Source organism: Streptomyces sp. SID12501 (genome assembly GCF_010550245.1).
GTDB lineage: Bacteria > Actinomycetota > Actinomycetes > Streptomycetales > Streptomycetaceae > Streptomyces.
Genome location: NZ_JAAGLU010000050.1, coordinates 21,229 through 33,201, shown reverse-complemented (window position 1 = coordinate 33,201; position 11,973 = coordinate 21,229). Strand labels below are relative to the sequence as shown.

Sequence of the window (11,973 nt, the reverse complement as noted above, 5' to 3'; positions counted from 1 at the left end):
AACGTTTCCCCCGCCCCCTCTCAGGGCCGATATCAGGGTTCGCCCAGGGTCATTCCGGCTGCCGCCGGGCCGTCTCAAGCGCCACCATGGACGCATGACAGATCACGCACACGCCGCGACGGGTCCGGGACCCGGCTCCGGCCCGCGCCCCACCCCGGGCGCCGGGCCGCAGGATGCCGCACCCGCCGCGACGACCCCGCCCGCGGAGAAAGGGGAACCGCGCGCGCCCGAGCACGCGGACACGGACACGGACGCACTAGCGGACAGGGACTCAGGTGCGGGCGCGGGAGCGCACGCGAGTTCCCGCACGTCCGAGGCATCCGCCTCGGCTGCCACAGCCGACGAGCAGCTGCCGGCCAGGTTCCGGCGCGACCGGCGTCAGAAGATGCTGGGCGGGGTGTGCGCGGGTCTCGGGCGGACGTGCGACATGGACCCGGTGATCTTCCGGATCACGCTCGCGGTGCTCTCCGCGACCGGTGGCATCGGCCTCATCTTCTACGGCTTCGCCTGGCTGTTCGTGCCGTACGACGACGAGGAGGAGAACGAGGTCCGCAAGCTGCTCACCGGCCGCGTGGACGGCCAGGCTCTGGCGGCCGTGCTCTTCGCTCTGGTCGGCTGCGGTGTGTTCCTGACGATGCTGAAGAACGGCGGGGTGCTCTCCTTCGCCGTCATACTGTCCATCCTCCTCGCGGGCGCCGGCTACTGGTCGCGCAACCGCGGCGCCCCCGACCCCGACCCGCTGGCCGCCCAGGCCGTCGCCGACGCCCCACCGGAGGCCCAGGCACCCCCGGTCCCCTCCGCCTACTCCTCCTGGTGGCGCGACCCCATCGTCAAGGACGGCACCCACGTCGGCGGCACGGGCTATCTGTGGGGCCCCCACGACACCCGCGACCGGGACATCTCAGCGGCGGTCAACATCACCTACGGCAACTACGGCGGACTCCATCCGGGCATACGGACCTCCTGGCCCAGTCGGCCGAAGCCGCGCGGCCCTCGCTGGATAGGCGGCTGGATCCTGCTGCTCGCCCTCCTCGCCGGTTTCCTCGGCACGGCCGCGAAATGGGACGAGGAGGCACTCGCCACCAGCTTGCAGACCGGCCTGGCCTGCGCGCTCACGGTGTTCGGCGTCGGCATCGCGGTCAGCGCGTTCCTCGGCCGTACCGGAGCGGGCTCGATCTTCCTGGCGATCATCACGGCGGGGCTGCTGGCGGGCTCGGCCGCACTGCCCAAGGACGTCAGCACCCACTGGGTGCGCACGGAATGGACACCGACCGCGGTGGCAGAGGTTCTGCCGAGGTACGACCTCGGTACGGGCGTCGCCACGCTGGACCTGACCGGGCTGCACCTCACCAAGGGGCAGACGGTGACAACGGCGGTCGAGGTGGGCGTGGGCCGGATCGAGGTGATCGTGCCGAAGGGCGTGACAGTGCGGGCGGACATCGAGGTGGGCATAGGTGACATCCAGTTGCCCGGCGACGGCAGACAGGACGTGGACGTGGCACCGGGCAAGCACAAGCAGGTCACGCTGTCGCCGACGAGCGGGAGCGCCGAAGCAGGCACGGTCGACCTCGACCTCGGAGTCGGCATGGGACAGGCGGAGGTGACCCGTGCCACGTCATGAGTTCCAGCCCGGAAGGCTGATCGCCGGCCTCTTCGTCACCGTCGCCGGCATCACCTACGTGGGCGACGCGGGCGACGCCTGGGAGACGCCCTGGTTCGCGGTGATCCCGCTCCTGGTGTTCGGCCTGACCCTGGCAGCCGTGGTGGCTCTTCTGACCGGGGCGATACGCCGCCGCACAAGGGCTCGCCGCGCGGCAGCACCCACCGACAACACGACGGAGAAGGCAGGACCGTCAAGACCACCGGAGATACCCAACTGACCGGCCCGCCGCCCGCTGTCGGCACGCTCACGCGTACCGGCTCCCAGCCACCTGCTAGCGATATCCCCCGGACCGCTGCCGCCGCCGTGCCCGCAGGGCGGCGTCCACGGAGAAGACTGAAGCGCCGGCGAGGACCAGGGGGAGCCAGGCCATCAGGTAGGGGAGGTCGTTGCCGTAGTAGTACGGATCGGAGGCCCAGCTCACGGTCAGCCAGAGGCTGAGCGAGATCAGCGCGCCGCCGACCGCCGCCAGCCGGGCCAGCAGCCCCAGCAGCGTGCCGATACCGACGGCCAGCTCACCGAAGGCGATGGCGTAGCCGAAGCCGGAAGGGTTCTTGAGGGCGAGGTCCACCATGGCCGGGATCGCGGAGGAGTCGCGGACCGAGCGCATCAGGTCACCGACGGAGCCTGATCCGGAGCCGGCGAAGAAGGAGCTGTCGGTGAGTTTGTCCAGGCCGGCGTAGATGAAGGTGACGCCCAGGAAGACGCGCAGAGGCAGCAGGGCGTAACGAGTAGCGGTGTCCCGCCAGTCCCGGTCGCCGTCGAAATAAGGAGAGTGCGTGTCCGTTCGAGTGCTGTGAGCCATCGCCCTAGCCGCCTCTCGCCTGCCAACGTTGACCCCTCAACAGACCATACGCACGACAACGTGACCTCGCTCACCTCCGGCACGGCATTTTTCCGCCTTGCATGTGCGGCGAGGTACGCGGAAGGAGATACGCCCCGGAGGCCCACGCGTCGGCAGCCGCAGTACCCCGGCAGGGGACGTGTCGAGGAGTGTCCGCCCGTAGCAGCTGGCGTGGCAGCACCGGCGTGTTGGTGACCGACCGATTTCACGCCCGACCGAGGACGGACACCCGCCGGCGCGGCCCCGACCTCACGGCGGCACAGTGCGCGACGCGCACCCCCACCGCCGGAAGCCAACACACCCGAACCGACCGCTCAGTCCGTCACATCGATCACGCACCGGTTCGTCTCCACGCCCGCCGCGGTCACCACCTGCACCTCCACCCGGCCAGGCTCCACATCCGCCGGCACCGGCACTGTCAGTACCTCGTCGCGGGGGTTGCTGAAGCCGCCGGGTACCGGAACCAGGGGGACGTGGACGTGGACCGGGCCGATGCGGACGACCATGCGGGACAGCCGGTCGGCGGTGCCCGCGCCCGGGGGCACGAAGCCGGCGCCGCGGATCTCGATGTCGTCGCCGGTGCGGATCGGACCGTCCAGGTCGCCCGCCTCCCGGGACCGGACGACCGACAGGATCACCGGCCGGCCGCCCTCCGAGTACTTGCCGGCCACATAGGTCGCCGCCGACACCAGCACCACCACCGCCAGCCCCCACGGCAGGTCCGGCAACTGATCAGGGCGCCGGGCCAGCCGTACGACCGCGAACAGGAGAGCGACCGTGCCGATCATCACGTACTGGATGTCCGCGAACGTGCCGCGGCCCGCGTCGTCCGTCAGGAGGTCGGCCGCGCGGGGGCGATCAGCGCGTACCTTCTGCAGGCGCTGGCCGAGGACGCGCAGGCCGACCACCCTGCGCACGAGCACCGCGATGGCGCACACCACCGCGAGGACGGTCACGACACCCGCGCCCCGGGTGAGGTCGAGGCCGGCGATCAGCGCGTCGCGCTCCTCGTGGCCGGAGGCAGCCGCCAGTCGGCCCACCAGCACGAGAACGGCGTACGCCAGGAACAGCACCCAGCTCGCCGCCACCACACGGGAGGTCGACAGGCGGTTGTCCTCGCCGACCAGGGGCGCCAGCGCCCCGCCCCGCGCCCGGTGGAACCAGGACGCGGCGGTCAGCGCGCCGCCGACCAGTACGGCGGCCACCAGTCCGGCCGTCCGGGCGGCGGTCCAGCCCGCCCCGATCGCGGTCAGCGCCTGCACGAGCAGCAGGACGCCGATCAGCACCCACACCGTGAACGCCGTACGGCGCCACAGCCGGGCGAGCCACACCTCGCCCTCGGCCCGGCCACGATCGGCGACGACCGCCGCGGACTGGGTCAGTTCGTCCGAGACCCACTGGCGGGAGGCCGAGGCCGAGTGGGCCACCGCGGCCGGCAGCCCCTGCCCGGCCGCGAACCCGTCCCGCATGAGCAGGAACTCGGCGACCGCACGCCGGTGTCCCGTGCGCGCCCCGTGCGGGCAGTCCCCGCAGGTGCAGCCGCCCCCGTGTTCCCCGGGCAGCGCACCATGTCTCGCCTCCTGCAACGCCACGCCCGCCGCCCGCCTTCCCCACACCCGATACGACACATCACGAACCAGGACATCAACACACCGGAAAACCCACCGGGAACCACACTCGAACAAACCGGGGTACACCGGGACTTCTGGAGCCCGAAACCTGGCTCGCGCAACTCCCCCACGACGAGAGCGAATTGTGCCCTACATAACACCCGTCGTGTGCGGCAGGTCGGCTTCGGCAGCGGAAAGGGCGAGTGAAACCACGACCACCGTGTTGACCCGGCTGCGAGAATTCGCGTATGGCCGAGATCATCCAGCGCGACGGAACCTGGGTCTTCGACGGCAGCACGGTCAGGATCACGCCGGGGTTCCACCGTTCCGTGCCGCTGTTCCGGCAGACGTACGGGGAGGTCGCGGTACCCCTGGAGGCCGTCTCGGGCATCGTCTACGAACCCGAACGCAAGCGTGGGCGGCTGCGGCTCCGGCTCCGCGAGGGCGCCGACCCGCTGCTCCAGGCGACCGGCGGACGGCTGCCGGAGGCTGCCGACCCGTACCGGCTGATCGTGGACATCGACCGGTCCGGAGTCGCCGAGTACGTCGCCGAGGAGATCCGGCATGCCCTGCTCCTCGACCAGGTTCCCGGGGAACCGGCCAAGTCGTATCTGTTGCCGGGCCCGCCCGTGCCGGTGTCGGTGCGGTCCAGCGACGGCATGGTGTCGTTCGACGGTACGCAGGTCCGCATCGACTGGTCCGACACCTCCGACCGGATCAAGCGCGCCACCGGCCCCCGCATCATCTCCACGCACGATCTCGTCCAGGTCGACTGGCTGCCCAACTCCGGCTACCAGGACGGCTTCATGCGCTTCGTGACCCGCGAGACGTTGTCCTCCAAACTGCCGCCCGAGAAGGACCCGCACGCACTCGACCTCTGGGGCAGCACCCGCCGCGACCTGCTCACGGCACTCGTGGCGACCGCGGTCACCGCTCGCCTGCCGCACCCCTCCACCCGAGCGGCCGACTACGTGGAGCCGCCCCGCCTCACACCCGCGATCCCGTCCCAATCACAGTCACAGTCCGACCATCACGACGTACTCCTGCGCAGGCTCCGGGAGTTGGGCGAGCTGCATCGCGAGGGCGTGCTCACGGACGAGGAGTTCGCGACCACCAAGTCGGCCGTCCTGCGGGGCTTCTGACCCACTCGGGGTTTCCGGCCCGCTCGGGGTTTCCGGTGCCCCCAGGACCGCTAACCCAACAGGTCCGGCTCGCTCCTGCTGATGTCCCGCCACAGGGGCTGGTAGTTGATCCACGCGACCAGGTCACCGCCGAGCTGCTCCCGGGTCGAGACAGCCTGCTTGTGATCGATCAGGATGGGCCGGCCCGCCGCCCGCGCCGTCAGCTGGACCTGACTCGACCGTTCCATCGACAGGAACCACCAGGCCGCCGCGTCCACCGAGTCGCCCACCGTGAGCAGCCCGTGGTTGCGCAGCACGAGGGCCTTGCGGGAGCCCAGCGCGGACGCGATCCGCCGGCCCTCCTCGGCGTCCACGGCGACGCCCGTGTAGGCGTCGTAGAGCGCGTGGTCCTCGTAGAAGGCGCAGCTCTCCTGCGTGATCGGGTCGAGGAGGTCGCCGAGGGCGGAGAGGGCACGGCCGTGCACCGAGTGGCAGTGGGCCACGGCGACGACGTCCGGGCGGGCGGCGTGCACCTGGGCGTGCACGGTGAAGGCCGCCTGGTTGATGTGGTAGCGGCCCTCGATGACCTGACCGTCCTGGTTGGCCATGACGAGGTCGCTCACGGTGACCTGCTTGAAGGGGATCCCGAACGGGTTCACCCAGAAGCAGTTGCTGTACTCGGGGTCGCGCGCCGTGATGTGCCCCGAGACACCGTCCTCGAAGCCGAACCGTCCGAACAGCCTGATCGCTCCGGCCAGCCGTTCCTTGCGGTGCCCGCGCTCGTCGTCGAGCGACTCGTACATCGGGGGCATCGCGAACTGCAGCTGGTCGGTGGGCAACGGCAGAGGCGGAGTGGGCCCGTGCATAGGTCCTCCAGCACTGGGTTCCTTTACGGAACGGAAGTTACCGTCGGTCCGCGCAGGAGAACAGGGATGTTTGCGAAGAGATGAAACAGATACCTGGGTCAGGGACCCGAGACACCGACGAGACGCCACTGAGGGAGCAAGGGGCGGCGAATACACGTCAGAAGATGTCGGGTATCCGCGTCAGACTCGGTTCCATGAACTGGGCAGTATTCACCACCACGGAACCCGACCTGGCCACAACCGTCGAAGAGCGCTTCCGCGCCTTCACGCACCACACCCTCGCCACCCTCCGCAAGGATGGCTCCCCGCGTACCTCCGGTCTCGAAGTCCGCTTTCTGCACAGCGAGTTGTGGCTCGCCATGATGCCGGACTCGCTGAAGGCGCGGGACCTGCGCCGCGACCCCCGTTTCGCCCTCCAGGCGAATCCCGGCTCGGGGACGGACATGGGCGGCGGCGATGTCCGGATCAGCGGGCGGGCGTACGAGGTGGCGGACCCGGCCGCCAAGGCCGCGTACGTGGAAGAGGTGGAACCGCCGGAGCCGTTCCACCTCTTCCGTACCGAACTGACCGAGGTCGTACGGACGTACGTCGAGGACGAGAAGTACCTGGTCGTACAGGTCTGGCAGCCCGGCGAGCCGGTGAGGACCCGCAGGCGGACGTGACCTGCACGGCCGCCTGCGGGACTACTCCCACTCGATGGTGCCCGGCGGCTTGCTCGTCACGTCGAGGACGACGCGGTTGACGTCCGCGACCTCGTTCGTGATGCGCGTGGAGATCTTCGCCAGGACCTCGTACGGGAGGCGGGACCAGTCGGCGGTCATCGCGTCCTCGGAGGAGACCGGGCGCAGGACGATCGGGTGGCCGTACGTACGGCCGTCGCCCTGGACGCCCACGCTGCGCACGTCCGCGAGGAGGACCACCGGGCACTGCCAGATGTCACGGTCGAGGCCGGCGGCCGTCAGCTCCTCGCGGGCGATCGCGTCGGCCTCGCGGAGGAGGTCGAGGCGGTCCTTGGTGACCTCGCCGACGATCCGGATGCCGAGGCCGGGGCCGGGGAACGGCTGGCGCTGGACGATCTCCTCCGGCAGGCCCAGCTCCTGGCCGACCATCCGGACCTCGTCCTTGAAGAGCTGGCGCAGCGGCTCGATCAGCTCGAACTCGAGGTCGTCCGGCAGCCCGCCCACGTTGTGGTGGGACTTGATGTTGGCGGTGCCGGTACCGCCACCGGACTCGACCACATCGGGGTAGAGGGTGCCCTGCACCAGGAAGGCGACCTCGGGACCCTCGTCCGCGATGATCTCGGCCTGTGCCTGTTCGAAGACGCGGATGAACTCGCGCCCGATGATCTTCCGCTTCTCCTCGGGGTCGGAGACCCCGGCGAGCGCGTCGAGGAAGCGCTCTTCGGCGTCGACGACCTTCAGTGTGACGCCGGTCGAGGCGACGAAGTCCTTCTCGACCTGCTCGGTCTCGCCCTTGCGCATCAGCCCGTGGTCGACGTACACGCAGGTCAGCTGGGAGCCGATGGCCTTCTGTACGAGGGCTGCGGCGACCGCCGAGTCCACGCCGCCGGAGAGGCCGCAGACGGCGCGCTTGTCGCCGACCTGCTCGCGGATCAGCGCCACCTGCTCGTCGATGACGTTGCCGGTGGTCCAGGAGGGGGCCAGGCCCGCGCCCCGGTAGAGGAAGTGTTCGAGGACCTGCTGGCCGTGCGTGGAGTGCATGACCTCGGGGTGGTACTGGACCCCGTACAGCTTCTTCTCGTCGTTCTCGAAGGCGGCGACCGGGACGACGTCCGTGGACGCCGTGACCGAGAAACCCTCGGGGGCGGCGGAGCAGGCGTCGCCGTGGGACATCCACACCGACTGGTCCGCCGGGGTGCCCTCGAAGAGGGTGGAGGACGGCTTGGTGACGGCCAGCTGCGTACGGCCGTACTCGCGGGCTCCGGTGTTGTCGACCGTGCCGCCGAGGGTGGTCGCCATCAGCTGGAAGCCGTAGCACATGCCGAAGACGGGGACGCCGGCCTCGAAGAGGGCGCGGTCGACGGTGGGGGCACCCTCCGCGTACACGGAGGAGGGGCCGCCGGAGAGGATGATCGCCGCCGGGTTCCTGGCGAGCATCTCCTCGACCGGCATGGTGCTCGGCACGATCTCGCTGTAGACCCGGGCCTCGCGGACTCGGCGGGCGATGAGCTGGGCGTACTGCGCACCGAAGTCGACGACCAGGACGGTGTCGGGGGCGGGGGTCGCTGCTGACACGGGGGCCTTCCGGCGGTTGGGCGGGGGGTCTGTGCGGGCGATTCTACCGGGGCGGAGGTTGGACACCCTCCCGTCGCTGGGGGCCGCCGCCCCCAGAACCCGACCTGTGCCCGCACACCACCCGACTCGGTCGGACACAGACGCACCGTGGCATACTGCCCCCATGCTCACGCACCCGACCTTCCTCTTTACCTATGGCAACCGGCCCACCGGCTGCCATGGTCGTGCTGCTTGAGCAACTGACAAGCGACTTCCCAGGCGCCCCGGGCCGACAAGGCCCGGGGCGCCTGCCGTTTTCCGGGTCCTGCCGGTCCGGGGCGCACCGCCCCGTCCGACAAGGAGCCCCGTATGACCACCACCGACGCCGCCGTCGATGCCACCCAGGTGATCGCCGGCGCACGTGAACGCATCGACGCCCTCGACGACCGGATCATCGGTCTCGTCCAGGAGCGGATGGCCGTGTCCGCCGTGATCCAGGAGGCCCGGATCACCTCCGGCGGGCGGCGTGTGAACCTCTCCCGTGAGCTGGAGGTCCTCAGCCACTACCGGGAGGCGCTGGGCAGGCCCGGAACCTCCCTCGCGATGACGTTGCTGGAGCTGTGCCGGGGTCGTATCTGAGTTCGGGCACCGTCTCACGAGTCCGGCGCGTGACCGCCGTACGCCCCCATCGTTGGTACCGGTGTCCGCGCCGGCCAGGGGCGGGCCCGCACCAACCACGCGTGGCTCCAGGGTTGTGACCGGACTGCAGGGGACAGCAGCCCGGTCACCCCCGAGAACGGTCTGCTCCGGGGACGCCCGGGGCCGGTCGGCGAAGCACGGTCGAGACAGCACAGCCAGCACAGCCAGGACAGCCAGGTCGACACAGCACAAGGGCCAAAAAGTACGAGCCCGGGTCAAAAGGTTGCGTACTCGACGACCTTCCAGCACGATGCAAGAACCACCCCAAGTCCCTTGTCAGGCAAGCGTATTGACCTGCGCCCCCTGACTTCCATTGGTCCAGACCGGGCGGGCGTCCCCCGTACGCCGGGACGCCGACCGTGGGTACAGACCAACAACGCGGCGCAACCCCCCGGCGCCGCTTCCCCCCAGGCACCGGCGCTGCCCTGACGCCGGTGCTGACGGAGAAGGGCCCCGCGGCTCCGCCCCGCGGGGCCCTTCGCTCCGCCCGGGACTCAGGAACGCGTGACGGTCCCGCAGCCCCCGCCGTCCCGCACGTCGCCGCTGCGGTCGTAGGGATCGGTCGTGGGACCGGTGGGGTCGGCACCCGGCGCGTCGGTGTCCGAGGCGAAGTGCGGGTGGAGATAGCCGTCGACCACGTCGCAGTCCGAGTTGCCGAGCGCACTGTCGTAGCGCACGACGCTGATCTTCCCCGGAGTGACCTGGTACTTGGCCGGGTCGTAGAGCTCGACGTCGAGAACCCGGCGCACGATGGTGCGGGCCACCTCGGTCGCGCCCGAGTGGGCCTGCACCAGCGGGTAGACGAAGGTGTAGTCGGCGTGCACGACGACGGTGCCGCGTTTGCCCGCCTCGAACGTCATCCGCCCGCGGGTCTTGATCACCCGACCGGTCAGGCGCACCTCGGCGGGGTCGAACCGGCTGAACATCCACAGCGGATCATGCTTCTCGTCCGGTCGGCTCAGGGCGGTGTTCAGCTCGCCGAGGAAGTCCTTCTGGAGGGGATCGATCACCTTGAGCACGGCTTCGGGGCGTTCGCCGCGCAGGGTGGCCGGGTCGAGGTTCGCATCGATCAGGAGCTGCCTGGTCTGTCGCAGCGCCCGTTGCACCTGGGCCTTCGGCAACGAGCCCACCGCCTTGGCCGGCGGCAGGACGATGCCGGCCGCGCCGTCCGAGTACTGCTCTGCCGGTGATCCGGCGAACGGCCTGGCGAGGGTCGGGACATCTGGGTCCACCGCCGACGGCGCTGCGGACGGCGCGGCCGTCTCCTCGGCCAGCGGCGAGGCATCGGAGGTTCCGCCCGAGAGGGCGGAGCCGAAGGGGTCGCCGGGGAGCAGCGACGGCTTCATGGCCACCACGGCCACCGCGATCGCCAGCGGTACGCCGACCAACGCCCACCGGCGCCGTCGCCTCGCCGCCCGGCCGTCCATCTCCTGCCACGCAGGGCCGGTGCGCCAGCCCGCGGGCTGTTCGCCGCGCGCTTCCTGCCGGCGCAGCCGCTCGGTGACCATCCGCGCCCGCGCGGACGGCTCCTTCTGTGCGGAGGCGCGGATGTCCCGCTCGGTGTCGCGGGTGAACTTCTCCCATATGTCGTCGGGAACCGACGGCTCGGGCTCTTCGGACGGCTTGCCGCCGGACTGATTATCAGACACAGGGGATAGTTCTAGGCGATCCGAAAGCAGATCCACAACAAGCCCACACCCAAAACCTGGCGAGCAATCCGCATGTGACCCAGCACACATAAATTTCGTGTGAGCGAAGAGCAACCATTCACAGCCATCGCATGTCACATGTTCAGAACCAGGGGTTACGCCCGTGCCCCGCACCTGGATGTTCCTGAGGTCTTGAGGTCTTCATGAAGCTTCGCCGTGTCATGGCCGCCGCAGCGGCGACAGCTGTCATAGCCCCGCTGGCTTTGCTGTCCGCGCCCGCCGCGTTCGCCGACGAGTCGCCCTCGGCCGCCCCGGCCGAGACGGCCGTCACCGAGACACCCGCCCAGAGCCCGAGCGACACCGCGTCGGCGACGCCCTCCGACACCGGCCTGCCGTCCGACGCGCCGTCGAACAGCGTCTCGCCGAGCGCGAGCACGAGCGACTCCGCCTCGCCCTCCGCGTCCGACTCCCCGTCGGCCTCCACCTCCCCCTCGGTCTCCGCCGAGCCGAGCGAGACGCCGACGGACCCGGACGTCCCGTTCTGCGAGGACCTCGACGAGGACTACAGCGACGCCCAGGTGTCCGCCGACATCAAGGGCCTGCCGGGCAAGATCGTCGCGGGCGACGGCTTCCACGGCTTCGAGCTGGTCGTCACCAACGACTCGAAGGCCGACATCAAGGGTGTCGCCTTCTACGCCGAGATCGAGAACTACGAGTTCGACGAGGCGAAGTTCCTGAGCCCGTACGTCGACCTGGAGTTCAAGAACCCGGAGACCGGCAGCTGGGACCGGATCGGCAACGACGACTGGGCCGGCGACTACTTCTTCTACGTCGACAAGCTGAAGGCCGGGGCCAGTAAGTCCGTCGACCTGCGCGTCAGCATCGACAAGCAGGCACCCGCGGGCGACGCCTACTCCTTCGGCTCCGGCGCCTACATCGACAACGTCGACGGCCAGGACTGCATCGCCGAGGGCTGGGCCCAGTACGACTTCGAGGTCCTGAAGGCCGGCTCCTCGAACCCCGACCCGGGTACGGCCACGCCGGGCGACAGCGGCTCCAAGGACCCGGTCCACAAGCCCCAGGGAAGCGTCTCCGATCTGCCGAGCGGCAACCTCGCCGAGACCGGCTCCAGCTCCGCCCTGCCGACGATCGGCCTGGTCGGCGGTGTCGCCGTCGTCGCCGGTGCGGGTGCGGTGTTCGCGATGCGCCGCCGGAAGGCGGGCACGGAGGCGTAAGCCTCCGGCAAGGACAAGAGAAGGACCTGCGCTCGGAGGGGGGCGCGGGTCCTTC

General features: G+C 70.2%; 11 protein-coding genes. 6 read left to right on the top strand and 5 right to left on the bottom strand.

What is annotated here, in order from left to right; genetic code table 11:
- Positions 1-94 precede the first annotated feature (94 nt).
- Both G3I71_RS40080 and G3I71_RS40075 read left to right on the top strand, forming a co-directional pair.
- Entirely contained in the window at positions 95-1,621 is a 1,527-nt protein-coding gene (locus G3I71_RS40080; RefSeq protein WP_164322970.1) for a PspC domain-containing protein, read from the top strand.
- Positions 1,608-1,880: a hypothetical protein gene (locus G3I71_RS40075; protein ID WP_164322968.1), complete on the top strand. Its 273-nt coding sequence runs from the start codon at positions 1,608-1,610 to the stop codon at positions 1,878-1,880. Before G3I71_RS40080 ends, G3I71_RS40075 begins: the two co-directional genes overlap by 14 nt.
- 54 nt (positions 1,881-1,934) lie before the next feature.
- Here G3I71_RS40075 and G3I71_RS40070 read toward each other — a convergent pair whose 3' ends face one another.
- Together G3I71_RS40070 and G3I71_RS40065 are read right to left on the bottom strand one after the other, a co-directional pair.
- Positions 1,935-2,465 (bottom strand): DoxX family protein, encoded by a 531-nt coding sequence (locus G3I71_RS40070; RefSeq protein WP_164322966.1) that lies wholly within the window; start codon positions 2,463-2,465, stop codon positions 1,935-1,937.
- A gap of 353 nt (positions 2,466-2,818) precedes the next feature.
- Positions 2,819-4,096 (bottom strand): hypothetical protein, encoded by a 1,278-nt coding sequence (locus G3I71_RS40065; RefSeq protein ID WP_164322964.1) that lies wholly within the window; start codon positions 4,094-4,096, stop codon positions 2,819-2,821.
- A 266-nt stretch (positions 4,097-4,362) separates the two neighbouring features.
- Between G3I71_RS40065 and G3I71_RS40060 the strand changes: the two genes are divergently transcribed.
- The gene (locus tag G3I71_RS40060; protein WP_164322962.1) at positions 4,363-5,256 is read left to right on the top strand and encodes a DUF4429 domain-containing protein; all 894 of its coding nucleotides are present in this window, start codon (positions 4,363-4,365) and stop codon (positions 5,254-5,256) included.
- Between the two features lie 50 nt (positions 5,257-5,306).
- On the opposite strand, the gene G3I71_RS40055 is transcribed toward G3I71_RS40060, so the two are convergent.
- The gene (locus G3I71_RS40055; protein WP_164322960.1) at positions 5,307-6,101 is read right to left on the bottom strand and encodes a class II aldolase/adducin family protein; all 795 of its coding nucleotides are present in this window, start codon (positions 6,099-6,101) and stop codon (positions 5,307-5,309) included.
- A gap of 194 nt (positions 6,102-6,295) precedes the next feature.
- On the opposite strand from G3I71_RS40055, the gene G3I71_RS40050 reads away from it, so the two are divergent.
- Positions 6,296-6,763, top strand: a complete 468-nt coding sequence (locus tag G3I71_RS40050) for a pyridoxamine 5'-phosphate oxidase family protein (protein ID WP_164322958.1) — start codon at positions 6,296-6,298, stop codon at positions 6,761-6,763.
- A gap of 21 nt (positions 6,764-6,784) precedes the next feature.
- On the opposite strand, the gene guaA is transcribed toward G3I71_RS40050, so the two are convergent.
- Complete coding sequence (guaA, locus tag G3I71_RS40045) at positions 6,785-8,356, bottom strand: glutamine-hydrolyzing GMP synthase (RefSeq protein ID WP_164322956.1); 1,572 nt, start codon at positions 8,354-8,356, stop codon at positions 6,785-6,787.
- A 348-nt stretch (positions 8,357-8,704) separates the two neighbouring features.
- On the opposite strand from guaA, the gene G3I71_RS40040 reads away from it, so the two are divergent.
- Positions 8,705-8,974 (top strand): chorismate mutase, encoded by a 270-nt coding sequence (locus G3I71_RS40040; protein WP_164322953.1) that lies wholly within the window; start codon positions 8,705-8,707, stop codon positions 8,972-8,974.
- A 554-nt stretch (positions 8,975-9,528) separates the two neighbouring features.
- Here G3I71_RS40040 and G3I71_RS40035 read toward each other — a convergent pair.
- Positions 9,529-10,719, bottom strand: a complete 1,191-nt coding sequence (locus G3I71_RS40035) for a hypothetical protein (protein ID WP_164322951.1) — start codon at positions 10,717-10,719, stop codon at positions 9,529-9,531.
- A 167-nt stretch (positions 10,720-10,886) separates the two neighbouring features.
- Between G3I71_RS40035 and G3I71_RS40030 the strand changes: the two genes are divergently transcribed.
- Positions 10,887-11,918, top strand: coding sequence for an LAETG motif-containing sortase-dependent surface protein (locus G3I71_RS40030; protein WP_164322949.1), 1,032 nt, complete (start codon positions 10,887-10,889; stop codon positions 11,916-11,918).
- Positions 11,919-11,973 lie beyond the last annotated feature (55 nt).